The organism is Rhodococcus sp. Z13 (assembly GCF_025837095.1).
GTDB classification, from domain to species: domain Bacteria; phylum Actinomycetota; class Actinomycetes; order Mycobacteriales; family Mycobacteriaceae; genus Rhodococcus; species Rhodococcus sacchari.
The window spans coordinates 1,073,593-1,093,483 of sequence record NZ_CP107551.1 but is presented as its reverse complement, the minus strand read 5'-3'; the positions used below and the strand labels follow the sequence as shown (position 1 = coordinate 1,093,483).

General features: G+C 72.0%; 11 protein-coding genes. 4 read left to right on the top strand and 7 right to left on the bottom strand.

Annotated elements, in window-relative coordinates; genetic code table 11:
• Window positions 1-10,689 (bottom strand): non-ribosomal peptide synthetase, encoded by a 10,689-nt coding sequence (locus tag OED52_RS05115; protein ID WP_264153601.1) that lies wholly within the window; start codon window positions 10,687-10,689, stop codon window positions 1-3.
• A 135-nt stretch (window positions 10,690-10,824) separates the two neighbouring features.
• Here OED52_RS05115 and OED52_RS05110 point away from each other — a divergent pair, with 135 nt between their 5' ends.
• A complete protein-coding gene (locus OED52_RS05110; RefSeq protein ID WP_264153600.1) occupies window positions 10,825-11,700 on the top strand; it encodes a siderophore-interacting protein in 876 nt (291 codons plus the stop codon).
• 14 nt (window positions 11,701-11,714) lie between these two features.
• On the opposite strand, the gene panD is transcribed toward OED52_RS05110, so the two are convergent.
• The 4 genes from panD to OED52_RS05090 all read right to left on the bottom strand — a co-directional run bounded on the left by panD (window position 11,715) and on the right by OED52_RS05090 (window position 15,621).
• Entirely contained in the window at window positions 11,715-12,122 is a 408-nt protein-coding gene (gene panD / locus OED52_RS05105) for an aspartate 1-decarboxylase (RefSeq protein ID WP_264153599.1), read from the bottom strand.
• 49 nt (window positions 12,123-12,171) lie between these two features.
• Window positions 12,172-12,858 (bottom strand): isochorismatase family protein, encoded by a 687-nt coding sequence (locus OED52_RS05100; protein ID WP_264153598.1) that lies wholly within the window; start codon window positions 12,856-12,858, stop codon window positions 12,172-12,174.
• 156 nt (window positions 12,859-13,014) lie between these two features.
• The gene (gene glyA, locus OED52_RS05095; protein WP_264153597.1) at window positions 13,015-14,310 is read right to left on the bottom strand and encodes a serine hydroxymethyltransferase; all 1,296 of its coding nucleotides are present in this window, start codon (window positions 14,308-14,310) and stop codon (window positions 13,015-13,017) included.
• A 111-nt stretch (window positions 14,311-14,421) separates the two neighbouring features.
• Window positions 14,422-15,621: a DUF885 domain-containing protein gene (locus OED52_RS05090; RefSeq protein ID WP_264153596.1), complete on the bottom strand. Its 1,200-nt coding sequence runs from the start codon at window positions 15,619-15,621 to the stop codon at window positions 14,422-14,424.
• Between the two features lie 175 nt (window positions 15,622-15,796).
• Here OED52_RS05090 and coaA point away from each other — a divergent pair, with 175 nt between their 5' ends.
• Complete coding sequence (coaA, locus tag OED52_RS05085; protein WP_264153595.1) at window positions 15,797-16,729, top strand: type I pantothenate kinase; 933 nt, start codon at window positions 15,797-15,799, stop codon at window positions 16,727-16,729.
• Window positions 16,730-16,766: 37 nt separating this feature from the next.
• Here coaA and OED52_RS05080 read toward each other — a convergent pair whose 3' ends face one another.
• Window positions 16,767-17,534 (bottom strand): isoprenyl transferase, encoded by a 768-nt coding sequence (locus OED52_RS05080; RefSeq protein WP_264153594.1) that lies wholly within the window; start codon window positions 17,532-17,534, stop codon window positions 16,767-16,769.
• Window positions 17,535-17,694: 160 nt separating this feature from the next.
• Between OED52_RS05080 and trhA the strand changes: the two genes are divergently transcribed.
• Together trhA and OED52_RS05070 are read left to right on the top strand one after the other, a co-directional pair.
• On the top strand, window positions 17,695-18,360 hold the full coding sequence (gene trhA / locus OED52_RS05075) for a PAQR family membrane homeostasis protein TrhA (protein ID WP_264154583.1): 666 nt from the start codon (window positions 17,695-17,697) through the stop codon (window positions 18,358-18,360).
• 76 nt (window positions 18,361-18,436) lie between these two features.
• The gene (locus OED52_RS05070; RefSeq protein WP_264153593.1) at window positions 18,437-19,369 is read left to right on the top strand and encodes a mechanosensitive ion channel family protein; all 933 of its coding nucleotides are present in this window, start codon (window positions 18,437-18,439) and stop codon (window positions 19,367-19,369) included.
• Here OED52_RS05070 and OED52_RS05065 read toward each other — a convergent pair.
• Window positions 19,366-19,857: an ABC-2 transporter permease gene (locus tag OED52_RS05065; protein WP_264153592.1), complete on the bottom strand. Its 492-nt coding sequence runs from the start codon at window positions 19,855-19,857 to the stop codon at window positions 19,366-19,368. The genes OED52_RS05070 and OED52_RS05065 overlap by 4 nt on opposite strands.
• Window positions 19,858-19,891: the final 34 nt, after the last annotated feature.

The following is a 19,891-nucleotide window of genomic DNA, read 5'->3' as shown; positions in this document are numbered from 1 at the left end:
TCACCCCGCTCGGACAGGGCTGTTCACCGCCTCCGACCACGCTTCCGCGAGCGCACCGACCTCGTCCTCGGACAACCGCCCGTCCGACCGCAGCGCGGCGACGAGGACACGCCCGTCCGCCCGCTCCTCGATCCGCACCGACAGCTCGACCGCGTGCGCGGCCGGCACCCGTCGGTCCACGGGCAGCGGCTCGGACCGGACCAGGACGTCGGGCCGGGCCAGCGCCGTGAAGGCGGGTGCCGCCTGAGCATTGAGATGCCGCAGCAGGGCATATCCGCTGCCGTCTCCCGGCACCGCGTCCAGCGCAGCCGTCACCGCCGCGGCCGCCGCATCCGGATCGTCGGCGACCTGCACCCGGACGGGCACCCCGACGGCGAACGGTCCGACGGTGCGGGTGCAGTCGGGTTCGTCCTCGGTGACACGGCGGGCGTCGCGTTCGAGTTCGACGAGCAGTTCGCCGGCGGCACCGGTGCGGGCGCGGGCGACGGCGAGGGCGGCGACCGCGACGAGGGCGGGGTCCTCCTCCCCCGTCACCGCGGTCTCGACCTCGATCGGCCCCGACGGCTCGGCCACCGGAAGCACCGCGGTGCTCAGCGCCGCACCCGGCACGAGGACCTGCGCCCAGTGGGCGAGTTCGGCGAGCAGCGCCGGGTCCTGTGCCCGCTCGTTGAGCCGGGTCGCGGCGCCGCGGGCGGTCGCGGCGGGCGCCGCGACGGTGGCTCCGGTCAGCGCGGCGTGCAGGTCCGCGGCGAGGACCGCCACGGACCGTGTGTCCGCGACGCACGGGTGCACCGCCACCACGAGCCGGGCGGCGTCACCGGAGGTGAGCAGGGTCGCCGCGAGCACCACACCGGACTCGGGGTCGAGCGCGGCCGCGATCTCGCCGCGGACCTGTTCCTCGGCGGCGGACAGGTCCGTGGTCTCGACGGTCCGCACCGGCACGGATGCCTCGTCGCCTGCGGTGGTGTCGAGCGACCACAGCACCGATGCGACACGGGTGAGCCGCATGCGCAGTGCGTCGTGCGCGGCGACCACCGTGCGCACGGCCTCGACGACCTGCGTCTCCCCCACGGCGGCCGGTGCGTCGATCGCGAACACGAGGGCCGCCCCGGCCGGTTCGGTGCCGGTCTCGCGCAGCGCGTGCACGGCGGGCGGCACCGGCACCGGGCCGGGATCACGGTCGTCCACGGGCCCGGTCGGTTGCTCGGTGTCCCCGGTGGTCTCGTCGACCTGCACCTGGGCGGCGAGGGCTGCGGGGGTGCGCCAGCGGAAGATCTCCCGCGGGCCGAGTTCGATGCCCCGGCGTCGTGCCGCGGCGACGACCCGCATCGAGACGATGCTGTCACCGCCGAGCGCGAAGAAGTCGTCGTCGGGGCCGACGACGTCGAGACGCAGGGCCTCGGCGAACAGTGTGCACAGGGCGGTCTCGACCGGGCCCTCGGGCACGCGGCGCGACGAGACGGTCGGCTGGGGGTCGGGCAGCGCGCGGCGGTCGAGCTTGCCGTTCGGGCTCGAGGGCAGCGCCTCGAGGACGGTGACGGTGACCGGGACCATGTGGTCGGGCAGGGTGGTCGCGGCGTGCGCGATCAGCTCCGCGGTGTCGATCCCGTGTCCGGCGACGGGCACCACGTAGGCGGCGAGCATGCCGCCCCGCACGATCACGGCGCTCTGCGCCACGTCCGGATGGGCGACCAGCGTCGCCTCGATCTCCCCGAGTTCGATGCGCAGGCCGCGGAGCTTGACCTGGCCGTCGGCGCGGCCGATGTAGTCGAGTTCGAGTCCCCGGCCGCGGTCGCGCAGGCGCACCAGGTCGCCCGTGCGGTACAGCCGCTCCCCCGGTGCCCCGTAGGGATCGGCGACGAAGCGGCTCGCGGTCAGGTCCGGGCGGCGGTGGTAGCCGCGGGCGAGCTGGATACCGCCGAGGTAGAGCTCACCGGTCGCGCCCGGCGGCACCGGCCGCAGCCGCTCGTCGAGGACGAGGGTGCGCGTGTTGTCGACGGGACGTCCGATCGGCACCCACGGGATGTCCTGTGCGGGAACGGGTGCCGCGGTGACGTCCACCGCCGCCTCGGTGGGGCCGTAGAGGTTGTGCAGTTCGGCGTCGACATATGTGTGGAAGCGGTCGCGGTGGTCGGCGGTGAGCGCCTCACCGCTGCACACCACCCGGGTCAGGCGCAGCTTCTCGTCCTGCTCGGCGAGGACGTCGAGCAGCGCGGCGAGCATCGACGGCACGAAGTGCGCCGTGGTGACCGACCGGCGGGCGATCACGTCGCGCAGGTAGTGCGGGTCGCGGTGACCGTCGGGAGTCGCGACGACGAGGGTCGCTCCGGTGATCAACGGCCAGAAGAACTCCCACACCGACACGTCGAAACCGGAGAGGGTCTTCTGCAGGACCCGGTCGTCCGCGGTCAGGCCGTATTCGTCCTGCATCCACCGCAGCCGGTTCGCGATCGCGCGGTGCCCGACCACGACACCCTTGGGGGTGCCGGTGGAACCGGAGGTGTAGAGCACGTAGGCCGCACGGTCGGCGGGCATCGGCGTCGGAACCGTCACCGGCTCGGCATGCTCCCCTGTGGCCGAACCGAATTCGCCTACCTCGAGCACCACCGCACCGGGAGCCTCCGGGACGGTGGAGCCGGGGACGGTCACCGTGGCGACCGGCCGCGCGTCGTTCATCATGTACGCGAGCCGCTCCGCCGGGTAGTTCTCGTCGAGCGGCAGGTAGGCGGCGCCGACGCGGTGGATCGCCAGCAGCGCGACCACCAGTGCGACGCTCCGCGGGATCGCCACCGCGACGACGGCGTCGACTCCCACCCCGGGCACGGCGCGCAGCCGCCCGGCGAGGGCCGCGACGGCACGGTCGAGTTCCGCGTAGGTCCACTGAGTTCCGGTCGCGTCGTCGACGAGGGCGAGCGCGTCGGGTGTCGCGGCGACCTGCCGGGAGAACAGCTCCGGGATCGTGACGGGATCCTCCGCCACGACCGGGCCGGTCTCGGCGGCCGCGAGTGCGGCGCGGTCGTCGGCGGTGAGCACGTCGAGCTGCGACAGTCGCGCGTCGGGCCGCCGGGCGACCGACTCGAGCAGGGCGGTCAGGCGCCGGGCGAAGCCGTCGACGGTGGCGTGGTCGAACAGGTCGGTGGCGTACTCGATCCGGCCGCGGATGGCGCCGCCGTCGGTCTCGGCGAGGTCGAACGTCAGGTCGAACTTGGAGGTGCCGGTCTCGACGAAGACGGGTTCGGCGGTCAGGCCCGGCATGCGGATCCCGTCGAGCCGGTCGCGGTACTGCACCATGATCTGGAACAGCGGCTGGCGGGCCAGCGAGCGTGCGGGGGCGAGCCGTTCGACCAGCACCTCGAACGGCAGGTCCTGGTGGGCGTAGGCGTCGAGGTCGGTCTCGCGCACCCGGGTGAGGAGTTCACGCACCGTGGGGTCGCCGGACAGGTCGGTGCGCAGCACCAGGGTGTTGACGAAGAACCCGACGATCCGGTCGAGTGCCGCGTCGGGGCGACCCGCGACCGGCGTGCCGAGCACGATATCGGTGCCGGCGCCGTGCGCGTGCAGCAGCGCCGCGACGGCCGCGTGGGTGAGCATGAACATCGTCGCGCCGGACTCGGCCGCGACGGAGGCGAGGGTCTCGCGGGTGCCGGCATCCACCGTGAACGGCACGGCGCCACCTCGGTAGCTGCTCACGGCGCCGCGCGGGCGGTCGCGGGGCACGTCGAGTTCCTCGGGGGCACCGGCGAGGACGCGTGCCCAGTACTCGGTCTGCTCCTCCCGCAGCCCCTGCTCGAGGCGTTCGCCCTGCCAGAGGGTGAAGTCGCGGTACTGCACCGGCAGCGGGGCCGGGGCGGGCGAGCCGGTGGTCAGGTGCGCGTACCAGGCGGACAGGTCGGCGACCAGCGGGGTAGCGGACCATTCGTCGGCGGCGATGTGGTGCACGAGCACCACCAGGTGCGCGTCGTCGGGTGCGGTGCGCACCAGGGTCGCACGGATCGGCAGGTCGTGCGCGAGGTCGAAGGGATACCGCGACGCCTCGACGAGCAGGTCGTCGAGTTCGTCCGGTGTCGCGTCGACGATCCGCAGCTCGGGAGTGCACTCGTCGGCGGGCAGGACGCGCTGGTAGCCGATCGCCTCGGCGTCGTCCTCGCCGGCCTCGGTGAACACCGTGCGCAGCGTCTCGTGCCCGGCGATCAGGCGGCGCAGGGCCTCTCGCATCGCGTCGAGGTCGAGGTCGCCGCGCAACCGCATCGTGTACGGGATGTTGTAGGTCGCCGACGCGCCCTCGAGGCGGAACAGGAACCACAGGCGACGCTGGGCCGCGGACATCGGCGCGAGATCCCCGTGTTCGCGCGGCGCCAGTTCGGGCCCGGTGGCCTCGGCGGGGACCGATGCCGCGATCCGGGCGGGCGTGCGCAGGTCGAAGATGTCGCGGATCGACGGGTTGCGTCCGGCGCGGGCACGCAGTGCAGACGAGAAGCGGGTCGCGAGAAGCGAATTGCCGCCGAGCGCGAAGAAGTCGTCGTCCGGTCCGACGTCGGGGACGCCGAGCAGTTCCGCGAGGACCTCGCAGACCGCACGTTCGTCCTCGGTGGCGGGCTCACGGCTGCTGCGCATGTCGGCCGGGTCGGGCAGCGCCGCGCGGTCGACCTTGCCGTTGGGCAGGGTGGGCATCTCGTCGAGCACGACGAAGGCCGCCGGGATCATGTAGTCCGGCACCACCGCGCGCAGGTGGTCCTGCAGGGCCGCGGTGTCGGGTCCCGGCGTCTCGGATGCGACGACGTAGCCGACGAGCAGGTCGGTGCCCGAGGCGGACGGCCGCACGGTGACGAGCGCGGCGGTCACGGCCGGATGGTTCAGCAGCGCGGCCTCGATCTCCCCCGGCTCGATGCGGAAGCCGCGCAGGGAGATCTGGTGGTCGGCGCGGGAGACGAACTCGAGATCGCCGGTCGCGGTGCGGCGCACCAGGTCTCCGGTGCGGAACAGACGCTCGCCGGTGCCGGCGGGGTCGGCGACGAACCGCGTCACAGTCAGGTCGGGGCGGCCGAGATAGCCGCGGGCCGACTGGATCCCGCCGACGTAGAGTTCACCGGTCACCCCGTCCGGAACCGGGCGCAGCCAGCGGTCGAGGATGCGGGCGGTGACCCCGTCGACGGGTGTGCCGATGCGGACACGATCGGCCCCGACGGCGGGTGCCGTCCAGGTCGTGACGTCGCCGGCGACCTCGGACGAACCGTACGAGTTGATCACCCGAGCACCGGGCAGCGCCGCGATCACGTTGGCGCCGAGAGTTTCACCGCTGAGGAACCAGGTGTCGACCTGTTCCGTCGCGTCGGGCCGGGAGGTGGCGAGAGCCTCGGCGAGGCTCGGCACCGCGGTGAGCATGCGCACCCGGTGCGCGACGACGAGGTCGGCGAGGGCCTCGACGTCGCGGGAGGCGGTGTCGTCGGCGAGGACCAGCGTGGCACCGGAGAGCAGACCGGCGAACAGTTCGGTGGAGCCGTCGATGAAGCTCAGCGAGCTCTTGGCCAGGCGCACGTCGTCGACGGACGGCCGGACCCGCGTGGACTGCCAGGCGAGCCGGTTGGCCAGGGCCGCAGCGGTTCCCAGCACACCCTTGGGGGTGCCGGTCGAACCGGAGGTGTAGACGACGTAGGCGCCGTCGGCCGGATGCAGCGCGCGGGTGCGGTCGGCGTCGGTGAGCGGCGCTCCGGCACGGCCGTCCGCGGCGGCGGCGAGATCGGCGAGGGCCAGCTGCGGTGCGGTGCCCGGCACGGCGTCCACGCCGGCGACCAGCACGAGATCGGGTGCGGCGTCGGTGAGCATGAATTCGATGCGCGCGGCCGGATACGACAGGTCGACGGGCAGATAGGCGGCACCGGCCGCGACGACCGCGGCCAGGGCGACGACGGTGGCCTCGGAACGCGGGGCCGCGACGGCGACGACACTGCCCGGCCCGATCCCTCGCTCGGCGAGGACGCGGGCGCAGCGGTGCACGCGGGCACCGAAGTCCCGGTAGGTCAGAGTGGTCGTGCCCGCGACGAGCGCGGTGCGGTCGGCGTGCTGCTCGACCGCGTCGGCGAGCAGATCGGGCAGCAGGCGCGTGGTGGCCGGGGTCGCCGCGGCGGTGTCGGCGACGCGTTCGGCGTCGGTGCGCACGTCGAGCGCCGACAGGTGCCGGGGTTCGGCGTCGGCGAAGGCGGCGAGCACCGTGAGCAGCCGGCTGCCGAGCCGTTCGACGCTCACCCGGTCATAGAGGTCCTGCGCGTACTCGAGCCGGATGTCCAGGCGCTCACCCGAGTCGACGACGTCGACGGTCAGGTCGAACTTGGCGGTGCCGGTGGACAGATAGGACGCCGTCGCGACCGCGTCGCCGAGCGCCGGGACCGGCGGGGTGGTGCGGTACTGCACCATCGTCTGGAACAGCGGGTGCCGCGCGAGCGAGGGGGTGACGCCCACGGCATCGACGACCTCGTCGAAGGGCACCTCCTGGTGGGCCAGTGCCGCGAGGTCGGCGCGGCGCACCCGCGCCAGGACCTCCTCGGTGGTGGGATCGCCCGACAGGTCGACGCGCAGGGCGACGGTGTCGACGAAGAAGCCGACGATGTCCTCGAGGCCGCTGTCGGCGCGGCCCGCGACGGGGGCGCCGAGCACGACGTCCTCGCCCGCGCCGAGCGCGGAGAACAGGGTGGCGACCGCGGCGTGGGACAGCATGAACATGCTCACCCCGGTGCGGGCGCACGCGGCGCGCAGCGCCCCGGTCAGCCGGTCGTCGACGCGGACCTGCACCTCGTCGCCGCGGTGGCTGGGCACGGCGGGACGCGGCCGGTCGTAGGGCAGGGCGAGTTCCTCGGGTGCCCCGGCGAGGGTGGAGCGCCAGAACGCGAGGTCGCGGTCGCGGAGCGCGCGGGCGGCCGGGTCGTCGGCGAGGGCCCGCTCCCAGACGGCGAAGTCGGCGTACTGGGCGCGCGGCGCCGCAGCGTCGGAGGCGCGGCCGGTCGGCGCCGCAGCGTCGGAGGCGCGGCCGGTCGGCGCCGCAGCGTCGGAGGCGCGGCCGGCCGGCGCCGCACCGGGGGTGCGGCCTGCAACCGTTTCCGCGTAGGCGGCGGCGAGGTCGGCGAACATCGTCTCGGCCGACCACTCGTCACCGGCGATGTGGTGCACGACCAGCAGCAGCACGGCATCGTCCGGTCCGCGGCGCACCAGATGGGCGCGCAGCGGCCGGTCGCGGCCGAGGTCGAAGGGGACGCGGGCGGCGGCGTCGAGCAGCGGGCGGGCGTCGCCGCCGGGGGCGTCGGCGACCTGCAGGATCGACGCGGGGGCGTCCAGGATGCGCTGCACCGGTTCGCCGTCGAACACGTCGACGACGGTGCGCAGCACCTCGTGCCGGGTGACGAGGTGGACCAGGGCGCGGTCCAGGGCGTCGGCGTCGAGGGCGCCGCGCAGGTCGAGCGCGAACGGGATGTTGTAGGTGGGCGAGGGCCCCTGGGTGCGGTCGAGGAACCACAGGCGCCGCTGTGCGGAGGACAGCGGGAGCCGGTCCGGTCGCGGTCCCGGCGTGAAGCGGGGGCGGGCCGGGCTCGCGCCGTCGACGACCACCGCCAGCTGCGCGACGGTCGGTGCGTCGAAGACGTCGCGCAGCGAGACCTCCACGTCGAGCGCGGAGCGGATCCGCGCGACCAGGCGGGTCGCGGACAGGGAGGTGCCGCCGAGGGTGAAGAAGTCGGCGTCGACACCGATCTCGGGCAGGCCCAGCAGTTCGGCGAACATCGCGGCGAGGGCGTGTTCGGTGGCGGTCTCGGGATCGCGGCCGGTGTCGGGGGTGTCCAGCACCGGGACGGGCAGCGCTTTGCGGTCGACCTTGAGGTTGGCGGTGAGCGGGAACTCGTCGAGGACGACGGTCACCGACGGCACCATGTACTCGGGTAGCCGGTCGCGGAGGAAGCCGTGCAGTGCCGCGGTGTCGACGTCGGTGCCGGTGACGTAGCCGACGAGCCGGTCGGTGCCGGTCGCGTCGGGGCGGGCGACGACGACGGCCTGCGTGACGCCCGGGAACTGTACTGCGGCGGTTTCGATCTCGCCGAGTTCGATGCGGTGGCCGCGCACCTTGACCTGGTGGTCGCCGCGGCCGAGATACTGCAGGCGGCCGTCCGGGGTCCAGCGCACGAGGTCTCCGGTGCGGTACATCCGGCCCGCACCGAAGGGGTCGGCGACGAAGCGGGTCGCAGTGAGATCGGCGCGGCCACGGTAGCCGCGGGCGAGCTGCTGTCCGACGACGTAGAGTTCCCCGGCCACACCGGCGGGGACGGGCTGCAGCTGACGGTCGAGGACCCGCACCCCGGTGCCGGGATAGGGCCGGCCGATCGAGCCGGTCCACGGCTCGCCCGCCACGACGGGCGTCGAGGTGCACCACACGGTGGTCTCGGTGGGTCCGTACATATTGACGACCGAACGGGTTCGCGCCGAGAGGGTTTCGGCGAGGGCGGCGGACAGGGCCTCGCCGCCGACGAGCACGTCCACCTGGTCGAGGCGCAGACCGCCGTGTTCGACGATCGCGCTCCACAGCGACGGCGTGGCCTGCACGCAGGTCACCGCTTCCGTCTCGGCGAGGGTGCCGAGCGCGGCCGGGTCGCGGGCCGCGTCGTCGCCGGCGAGCACCACGGCACCGCCCCGGCACAGCGGCACGATCAGTTCGAGCACCGCGATGTCGAAGGACAGCGTGGTGACGGCGAGAAGTCGCGTGTCCGGGCCGATTCCGGCAAGTCCGGTGGCGGCATCGACGAAGCGGGCGAGTGCGCCGCGCGGCAGGACGACGCCCTTGGGGCGGCCCGTCGAACCGGAGGTGTAGATGACGTAGGCGGACTGCTCGGGCACGACCCCGGTCGGGGCCGCCGCCGTATCGGGCTCGATACCGGCGCGCCAGTGCAGGTCACCGTCGCGGAACACCGCGGTGGCCGCGGGTGCCGTGTCGCCGAGCCGCTCGGCGAAGTCGTCGGTGGTGAGCAGGATCGCCGGGCGCGCGTCGTCGAGCATGTACTCGATGCGGGACGCCGGGAAGGCGGGATCGACCGGCAGGTAGGCGGCACCGGTGCGCAGCACGGCGAGCAGCGCGACGACCATGTCCGCGGTGCGCGGCAGCGCGAGCGCGACGATCACCTCGCGTCCGGCCCCGGCCCGCCGCAGCCGGTCGGCGACGGCGTCGACGCGCGCGGACAGCTCGGCGTAGGTGAGGCGTTCGTCGCCCGCCACGAGTGCCGGTGTGGATCCCGCGGCCGCGACCTGCCGGTCGAACAGTTCCAGGGCGTCGGGCACCGGTGCGGTGTCGGCGGTTCCGTGCCAACGGGATTCGAGTTCGGCGCGGAAGGCGGGGTCGAGCAGGTCGACGCCGGCGAGCAGGGCGTCCTCTCCCCCGTCCTGCGCGGCGACGGTGAGCAGGCGTGCGATCGCGGACGCGTGCCGGGCGACCTCGTCGGCGGTGTAGCGGTCGGCGTCGGCGTCGAGGGTCAGTTCGAGGGCGCGGGTGCGGTCGACGCGGCGGGCGACGACGGCGAGGTCGTGGACGGGGCCGCGGGAGAGGGAGTGCACGGTCGCGGTCGCGTCGCCGAAGCGGACGGTGTCGCCGAACGGCTTGATGTTGACGGTCGGGCCGACGAGCCCCGGGCTGGTGGCGGGCAGGCGCAGGTCGCGGTGGATGTCCTCGCCGCGGTAGCGGCTGTGGCGCTGCTGCGCGGCCACGGTGGCGCGCACGGTCGCGGCGAGGGTGCCCAGCGTCGCATCCGGGGTGACGTGCAGGCGCAGGGGGACGACGTTGACGGCGGTGGTGAGGATCTTCGCGGCGGCGCTGCCCATGCGGTTCATGGCCGGGAAGCCGAGCACGACGTCGTGCACCCCGGTCACGCGGGCGAGATAGGCGGCCGCGGCGGCGGTGACTAGATCGGGCCAGCCGGCACCGGCGCGACGTGCCAGCACGTCGAGGGCGTCGGCGACGTCGCCGGGGACCTGCACGGACTCGGTGACCACGGTGCGGGCGAGCGCGGAGGCCGGCGGCACCGCGCTCTCGGCGAGGCCGAGGGCCTCGGGGGCGCCCCGCAGGGCCTCGGTCCAGAACTCGCGGTCGGCGGTGACGCGGTCGCCGCTGCGGTAGGCCTCGTCCTCGGCGACGAGTTCGGCGACGGAACCGAAGGTGGCGGGTGGGACGCTCTCTCCGCGCACGAGGCCCGTGTACACCGCGACGATCCGCCGTTCGAGCAGGCCGTAACCGTAGACGTCGAGGAGGCTGTGGTGGGCACGCAGGAACAGCAGCAGGTGCTGCGGGCCGAGGACGTACACGCGGGCTCCGACACCGGGTTCGGTGGACGGGTCCACGGGCACGCGCAGCTGGGCGCGCATCGCGTCGACGGCGGTCTGCCGCGGATCGTGTTCGGCGGTGAGGACGACGACGTCGACCTCGGGTGCGGGGTGGGCGCCGGGGATCTGGACGGGGGTGCCGTCGATGTCGTCGATGCGGGTGCGCAGTTCGGCGGACTCAGCGAAGACGGTGTGGACGGCGCGGGCGAGGACGGCGGGGTCGACGTCGCCCTCGATCTCGAGGAACTGCCCGGTGACGAAGGTGGGATTGGCGGGGTCGATCCGCTGCGCGAACCACATTCCCGTCTGGGCAGTGGTCAACGGCAGATTCTCGATCGATTCCACGGACTCTCCTCGGCATCACTGACCTGCCCGGACGGCGCCGCCCCCTCCGTCCGGATATAGTTAGGGCTGCCTAACCATATCAGCTGGGACGCGCCCGCCGTATTGTCGGGTGGCCCCGTCCGGAAGGAGCTCACCATGCCGGTGACGACGCCCCCGACCCGCGTCTCCCTGCCCATCGTCCTGCGACGACTGACCGTGCTGCGTGCGGTGGACGTGACGCCCCGGATGCGGCGCGTCACGCTGGGCGGCGACCAGCTCGGCGCGTTCCGCAGCGGCGACTACGACGCCCCGCCGTTCACGACCGAGGGCGCCGACGACTACGTCAAGATCTTCCTTCCCGAGCCCGGCGAGGAGCTGCCCGTCCTGCCCGAGCAGCACGACGGACACCTGCACTGGCCCCGTAAGCCCGCACCCGTCGCCCGCGCCTACACCGTGCGCCGCTTCGACCCGGTGGCCGGCGAGCTCGACCTGGACTTCGTGGTGCACGGTCACGGCCCCGCCGGCAACTGGGCCCGGGGCGCCGCTCCGGGCGACGTGCTGCATCTCGCGGGCCCGAAGATCTCCACCATCCCGCCGCAGGGCGCCGACTGGTGGGTCCTCGCCGGTGACGAGACCGCCCTGCCCGCCCTCGGCCGCTACGTCGAGACCTTCTCCGGCACCGTGCCGATGCACGTCTTCGCCCTCGTCGACGGACCGGCCGAGGAACAGGCCGACCTGACGGGCGTGACGTGGGTGCACCGCCGGCCCGGCGTCCCGGACGCGGACGTGCTGGCGCAGGTCGTCGAGGCCGGAGCCCCGCGCACCGGGGACGGCTGGATGTGGATCGCCGGTGAGGCGTCGATCGTGAAGGAACTGCGCGCGGTATCCAAGCGCATCGGCGTCCCCAAGCAGATGCTGGACGCCTCGGGCTACTGGCGCAGCCCCGCCTCGGAACGTCCGCTCGCCCGTCTGCGGCTGCTGCGCGAGCAGGCCGTCGAGACCCTCGAGGCGCGCCGCCGCGGCACCACCTAGACGCGTATCCGGGGTCAGCGCGGGGACAGCTGGTCCACCGCACCCGGAACGGGTTGCGCCGGATCGGAACCCAGATCGACGATCGCGTTGCGCTCGTCGACGTGCACCACGCGCGGCCGGAAGTCGCGGGCCTGCGCGTCGTCGACGTTGCGGTAGGCCATGATGATCACCAGGTCGCCGGGCGAGATGAGCCGTGCCGCAGCACCGTTGATGCCGATGACGCCGGAGCCGCGCTGCCCCTCGATCGCATAGGTCTCGAGGCGGGCACCGTTGTCGATGTCGACGATGTGCACGAGTTCGCCCTCGAGGATGTCGGCAGCGTCCATGAGATCACGGTCGATCGTCACCGAGCCCACGTAGTGGAGGTCCGCCTGGGTGACGGTCGCGCGGTGGATCTTCCCGGACAGAAGAGTTCTCTGCATGTGAACGGGGTTCCTGGTTCTGTCGGATCGGGCCGGTCCGCTCGGTGTCTCAGCCCAGCGAAGCGGTCAGCTGTTCGTTCTCGCGGTCGCGGCGCTGCGCCGACGACGTGATCGCCTCGATCAGCGCGTCGGTGGTCTCGACCCGCCCGACGCGCTTGGCGACGTACTGCAGGGCCATGACGTGTTCGTCGCGGCTGAAGTCGGCGGTGGCGTCGAGTGCCAGGAAGGGGGCCACATCGCTCATGAAGGCGTCGGCGGCGCTGAGCATGCATCCCATGTGCGCGTAGACCCCGGTGACGATGAGCTGGTCGCGTCCGTTGTGGGCGAGCAGCTGCCGGAAGTCGGTGCGCTGGAACGCCGAATAGCGCCACTTGGTGACCTGGATGTCCTCCGGGCCGGGGGTGAGCTCGCCGATCACCTCGGTGTCGCGGCCGGTGCTCAGGCCCACGCCCCAGAAGTCGGCGAGGATACCGCGGCGGGCGGGATGCTGGTCGCCGGGCTGCATCGTGTAGACGACGGGCACGCCGGCGGCGAGGCAGGCCTCGCGGAGCCGGACGATGTTGGGGACCACCGTCGCGAGCGGCTCGGCGTCGCGCTGGTAGGCGTCGATGAAGTAGTTCTGCATGTCGTGGATGAGCAGCGCGCAGCGGGACGCGTCGAGCTTCCAGTCCACCCGAGCCGCGGGGATCTCGTCGCCGGTGGGTAGCTCGTACGGATCGATGCTCGGAATTGCCATGCGACTTCCTTCGTGCTCGGGGAGGCGGGTGTGTCGACGACGATGTCGGCCATGCGTAGGCTACCCTAACCTACCGCTCGGGGCGGCACTCACCCGGAGACATCTCCGGCCCGCACCGTCGGACGGTGCGGGCCGGAGAGAAGTCCTGCGAGAGGATCAGAGCAGACGCCAGTCCTCGAGGCCGTCGTACAGCGGCACGGACTGCGCCAGGGCGCTCACGCGGGTGCGCAGCGACTCGACGTCGGCGCCACCGATGAGGGTCTGCGCGATGATCTCGGCGACCTCGGTGAACTGCTCGTCGCCGAAACCGCGGGTCGCGAGGGCCGGGGTGCCGATGCGCAGGCCGGAGGTGACCATCGGCGGGCGCGGGTCGAACGGCACGGCGTTGCGGTTGACGGTGATGCCGACCTCGTGGAGGGCGTCCTCACCCTGCTGGCCGTCGAGCTGCGAGTTGCGCAGGTCGACGAGGACCAGGTGCACGTCGGTGCCGCCGGTGAGCACCGAGATGCCCTTGTCGGCGACGTCGGACTGCGACAGGCGATCGGCGATGATCCGGGCACCGGAGAGGGTGCGCTGCTGACGGTCCTTGAACTCGTCGCTCGCGGCGATCTTCAGCGCGACGGCCTTCGCGGCGATCGCGTGCATGAGCGGGCCGCCCTGCTGGCCCGGGAAGACCGCGGAGTTGATCTTCTTGGCCCACTCCTGCTTGGCGAGGATCAGGCCGGAGCGCGGGCCACCGAGGGTCTTGTGCACGGTGGTGGACACGACGTCGGCGTAGGGCACCGGCGACGGGTGCAGACCCGCGGCGACCAGACCGGCGAAGTGCGCCATGTCGACCCACAGGTAGGCACCGACCTCGTCGGCGATGGACCGGAAGGCGGCGAAGTCCTCGTGACGCGGGTAGGCGGACCAGCCGGCGACGATGACCTTCGGCTTCTCGCGCAGCGCGATGTCGCGGACCTCGTCCATGTCGATGCGGTGGTCTTCCTTGCTGACCCCGTAGGACGCGACGTCGTACAGCTTGCCGGAGAAGTTGAGCTTCATGCCGTGCGTGAGGTGGCCGCCGTGCGCGAGGTCGAGGCCGAGCAGCTTCTCGCCCGGCGTCATCAGGGCCATGAGCACCGCGGCGTTGGCCTGGGCACCCGAGTGCGGCTGGACGTTCGCGAACTCGGCGCCGAACAGCTCCTTGGCGCGGTTTCGAGCGAGGTCCTCGATGACGTCGACGTTCTCGCAACCACCGTAGTAACGGCGACCGGGGTAGCCCTCGGCGTACTTGTTGGTCAGCACGCTGCCCTGTGCCTGCAGCACGGCGCGCGGCACGAAGTTCTCGGACGCGATCATCTCGAGGGTGTCGCGCTGACGGGACAGCTCGCCGGCCATCGCCTGGGCGACCTCGGGGTCGAGATCGGCGAGTGCGGCAGTGTTCACGTCGGCGCCGGGCGCAGCGGTCATCGAGGTTTCTCCAAGCAGAGGGCGGCAGGGATACGCCCTTCAGTCTACGAACCCCGTCCACTCCCCCGTCAGCCGACCCGACCGATCCCCGCAGTCACCGTCCCGCGCAGGTCACCGGGGCTCACGCAGGCTGCTGGGCACCAGCGGCTCGTCGAGCAACCTGCGGAACCGCTCGGCCCGCTCCGCGGTGTCGGCGGCCTCGTCGAGCCAGCCGCCCAGCAGCCGGTACCCCTCGACGTAGGTGCTGATGTAGGCGCGCCACAACGGCGAGGACAGGAACCGCAGCGACTGGCGGGCCCGGTCGGGGCTCGACAGCGACCAGCGCTGCAGGAACGCCGCGACCTCGTCGTGGCTGCGGCCGCGGTCGTGGAGCAGCAGCGCGGCGTCCTGACGGACCGTCAGCAGCTTCTCGGAGGCCTCGGACAGCTGCTCGGCCAGCTCGCCGTCGAACCGGAGCCCGAGATCGGCGTAGATCTCCTGGGCCCACTTCCCCCAGCCGGGGCCGATGATCGCCTCGAGGGCGAGGTCGGCGAGGCCCTCGGCCATGAGGCACTGCGGGGTGTTGACGAGGAAGATCGTCTGCTCGGCCTGGCCGGCGGCGACGAGTCCGGCCTCCTTGCGGCAGTGTTCGGTGTGATGACCGGGATACGCCTCGTGGGCGATCAGCCGCGGCAGGTGCGCCATGGTCTGCTCGACATCGGAGTTGATCGCGACCCGCGAGCGGTAGTCGCCGAGGTAGTAGTTGAAGCCGGACCACGGCTTGTCGCCGACCACCTCGTACTCGACGCGTTCGGTGTCGGGCAGCGGGTACACCGCGCGCACCTTCTCGCGCAGCGCCCCGGAGAACGCCTCGACGCACTCGGCGAGCCGGTCGGCGGGGATCACCTCGGCCTTGCGGTGGTCCTGCATGCGTTCGGTGAGCGATCCGGAGCCGGGCAGCAGGGCGTCGAGGCGGCGGTGCGCGTCGCGGTAGTCGTCCTCGTTGCCCGGGGCGATGCGCACGTCGAAGTACGCCTCGACCTCGTCGACGAAAGCGATGTCGTCCCCGGCGAACTTGCGCGCCGAGCACTCGAGGGCACGCAGGTGCACGTCGACGAACCGGGCGCGCTCCTCGGGCAGCCCCACGCCGGGCAGTTCGTCGCGGAGACGCCGCGCCGTGTGGGATAGATCACGAGGATCGGGTTTCGGGGCGTCCTCGACCCGGCGGCGCAGGGCCGGATCGCCCGTGTAGGCGTCGACGAACCCCTCTTCGAGGCGGTCGAAAGCCAGCCCCAGCAGCAGATATTCGTTCACGAAGTCATCGGCGCCCATAGCCCTGCAGCCTAGTCCCTCCCCCCGCGCGTGCCCGGTCGGACGCTCCGTCGGAGGGGACCCCGGCGCGGCGCCCCTGTGTGTCTGCGAGCACAATCCGAAGCATGGACATGCAATGCTGCATCCGCCCTGCGGGACGAGACGACGAACCGCGCACCGCCGAGAAGATGGATCCATGGCTCGTCTGAACGAACCCAGCCCCTATGTGGAGTTCGACCGCAAGCAGTGGAGGACGCTGCGCAAGTCGACTCCCCTGGTCCTGACCGAGGACGAACTCGTCGGGCTGCGGGGCCTGGGTGAGCAGATCGACCTCGCGGAGGTCGCGGAGGTCTACCTGCCGCTCGCCCGTCTGATCCACCTGCAGGTCGCGGCCAAGCAGCGCCTGTTCGCGGCGACCGCCACCTTCCTCGGCGAGAAGCACCCGGATCAGCAGGTGCCGTTCGTCATCGGTGTGGCCGGGTCGGTCGCGGTCGGCAAGTCCACCACCGCCCGCGTGCTGCAGGCCCTCCTCGCCCGGTGGGAGCACCATCCGCGGGTGGACCTCGTGACCACGGACGGTTTCCTGTATCCGTCCAAGGAACTCATCCGGCGCAACATCATGCACCGCAAGGGCTTTCCCGAGAGCTACGACCGGCGGAAGCTGCTCCGGTTCGTCACCGAGGTCAAGTCCGGGGCGAAAGAGGTTGCCGCCCCGATCTACTCGCACATCTCGTACGACGTCATCCCGGGCCAGTACCACATCGTGCGACAACCGGACATCCTCATCATCGAGGGCCTGAACGTGCTGCAGACCGGTCCGCGGCTGATGGTCTCCGACCTGTTCGACTTCTCGATCTACGTCGACGCGCGGATCGAGGACATCGAGAAGTGGTACGTGGAGCGCTTTCTGGCCCTGCGGAAGACGTCCTTCGCCGATCCGGAGGCACACTTCCACCACTACGCCAACCTGTCGGACCGCGACGCGGTCAACGCGGCGAAGGAGATCTGGCACACGATCAACCTGCCGAACCTGGTGGAGAACATCCTGCCGACGCGGCCGCGCGCGACGCTGGTGCTGCGCAAGGACTCCGATCACTCCATCAACCGGCTGAGGTTGCGCAAGCTCTGACACCCACCCGCCCACCGGGATCCCCGGTGGGCGGGTGTCACTTGCCGAAGCGGCGGTGCCGGGCGGCGTAGTCGCGCAGGGCGCGCAGGAAGTCGACGCGGCGGAACTCCGGCCAGTAGGCCTCGGTGAACCAGATCTCGGAGTAGGCCGACTGCCACAGCAGGAAGCCCGACAGCCGCTGTTCCCCGGAGGTGCGGATCACGAGATCGGGATCGGGCTGGCCGGAGGTGTAGAGGTGGCTGCTCACGCCTTCGACGGTGACGGACTCGACGAGATCCTCGCCGCGCAGGCCCTGGGCGTAGCGCACGCGCAGCAGCGACTGCACGGCGTCGACGATCTCCTGCCGGCCGCCGTAGCCCACGGCGACGTTGACGTGCGTGCCCGTGCGGCCCGCGGTGCCCGCGGCGGCCTCGTGCAGGCGCTTGGCGTGGTCGGCCGGGAGCAGGTCGGTGGTGCCGACGATCTTCACGCTCCAGTTCTGGGTGGGAGCGGAGATCTCCTCGACGACCTCGGAGATGATCTCGAGCAGCGCGTCGAGTTCCTCCGGGTCGCGGCGCAGGTTCTCGGTGGAGAGCAGGTAGATCGTCGCCGTCTCGATCCCGGCGGCGTCGCACCAGCCGAGGAACTCGGCGATCTTCTTCGCACCGGCGCGGTGGCCGTGACTGACGTCGGTGAAACCGTTCTCACGCGCCCAGCGTCGATTGCCGTCGCACATCACCGCCACGTGCCGTGGGGACTGCGCACCCTCGAGCTCTCTCAGCAGCCGACGTTCGTACAACCGGTACAGCGGACCGCGGACGTTCACCCCGTCATCACCACGCGAGTCACATTACGCCCAGGGGTCGAGGCGGTCGCGTCGGTGGTCACACTCCCGCCCGGGGAGGCGGTGCAGGCGGTAACGTGACGACGGACATCAACCTACGCTGACGTAGGTTACCCATCGGTACAGCAAGTGGGACATGCCCATGACGGCCTTCGGTCTGCAGGAACTACCTCTCAAACCCCGCATGCGCGGATGGATCCACGCGTGGGCCTTCGCCGTCGCGATCCTCGCCGGCGCGGCCCTCGTGGGCACCGCGGCCCTCACCGGGCGCAGCGCCGCGGTGATCCCCGCGACGATCTACAGCCTCACCGTCTGCGGTGTCTTCGGCGTGAGCGCCGCCTACCACCGGCTCGGCTGGAGCCCGCAGGCCCGGATGTGGATGAAACGCGCCGATCACTCGATGATCTTCGTGTTCATCGCCGGCAGCTACACCCCCTTCGCGACCCTGGCCCTCCCCTGGTCCACCGGCCGCACCCTGCTGATCGTGGTGTGGGCCGGCGCGCTCGCCGGCGTCGCACTGAAGATGCTGTGGCCGACCGCGCCGCGCTGGGTGGGCGTCCCGCTCTACCTGCTGCTGGGCTGGGCGATCGTGCCGGTCGCGGGCGATCTCGTCGCCTCCGCGGGACTCGCGCCCATGATCCTGCTGCTCGTCGGCGGTCTCTTCTACAGCGGCGGGGCGATCCTCTACGCCACCCGCTGGCCCGATCCGTGGCCCGAGACCTTCGGCCACCACGAGTTCTTCCACGCCGCCACCGTGATCGCCGCGCTGTGCCACGCGGTGGCCGTGTGGCTGGTGATCTTCGGCTGAAACCCCTCCGGACCGGAGGGTGCGACTTCTCACACCGTCCACGGGCACCCCGTCCCCGTTCGTAGACTCGCGGAGGATGCCTACTCCGATTCCGTCCTTCGAGATCCTGGCCTTCCAACTGACCGACACGAACCGTGACTGGCTCATCCACCGGCCGCTGGCGATCCTGAGCTACGTCGTCGTCGCCGTCGCGCTCCGCTTCGTCCTGCACCGGCTGATCGACCGGATGACGAAGCCGCGCGAGAGATCCGGCAAGCCCCGACGATCGTTCCTCGCGCCGCTGCAGGAACGCGCCGAGCGCGCCATCGGCGATCCCTACGCCCGCGAACGCCGGGTCCAGCGCGCCCAGACGATCGGCTCGGTGTTCAAGTCCGGTGTCTCGGTGGTCGTGCTCGTCTGGGTGGTGCTGCAGACCCTCGACACCCTCGGCTTCAACGTCGCCCCGTTCATCGCCTCCGCCGGTATCGCGGGTGTCGCGCTCGGTTTCGGTGCGCAGAACCTCGTGCGGGACTTCATCTCGGGCATGTTCATGCTGCTCGAGGATCAATACGGCGTGGGCGACGTGGTGGACCTCGGCGACGCCGTGGGCACCGTCGAGTCCGTCGGTCTGCGCGTGACGACCGTGCGCGACATCGACGGCACCCTGTGGTTCTGCCGCAACGGCGAGATCCTGCGCGTCGGCAACATGAGCCAGGGCCACGCCGTTTCGGTGATCGACGTCCCCATCGCGCCGACCTCCAACGTCGACCGCGCCTGCCGGATCGCGCTGCGGGCCGTGCTCGACGGCGTCGAACGCGAGGACATCGCACCCGACGTCCTGGAGAAGCCCGAACTGCTCGGCGTCAACTCCGTGACGGCGGGTGCGGTGACGCTGCGGCTGACCGTGCGCGTGCGCGCCGGCAAGCAGTGGGCGATCCGCCGCAGCCTCACCCGCGCGGTGCTCGAGGCGTTCGAGCAGAACGGCATCGAGTCACCGAACCTCGCGGTCGCAGCTCCCGTGAGCGGCTAGACCGTCGCGGGCGAACGCTCCTCCGCCGACTCCGCGCCGGTCTCCCGAGCACCGCGGATCCGGCCGAAGACGATCACGAACAGCAGCGAGACCGCGCCCCAGATCGCGAGCGTGACCAGATGCGGGCCGACGGCGTCGCCCCCGAAGTAGAGGATCGACCGCACCGACTCCACGGCCGCCGGCATCGGCAGCACACCGTGCAGGAACCGGAAGACCTCCGGCGTCATGTACATCGACATCGCACCGTTCGAGGCGGGCACACCGACGAACATGAGGACACCGATCGCGGGGATGACGGAGAGCAGACCGAACAGGCGGTGCAGCGCCAGGGTGAACATCGAGGTCGTGAAGGTCGCGACGATGCCCACTCCCCACAGCGGCAGGAAATGCCCGTCGACGGCGCCGGTGATCGGGTCGGCGATCACCCACAGCACGATCGGCATGAACACCGCCCAGCCGACGGAGATGGGCAGGAAGCGGCGAGGCACCGGTGACCAGCGAGGGCGACTTCCTCGGCAGCCG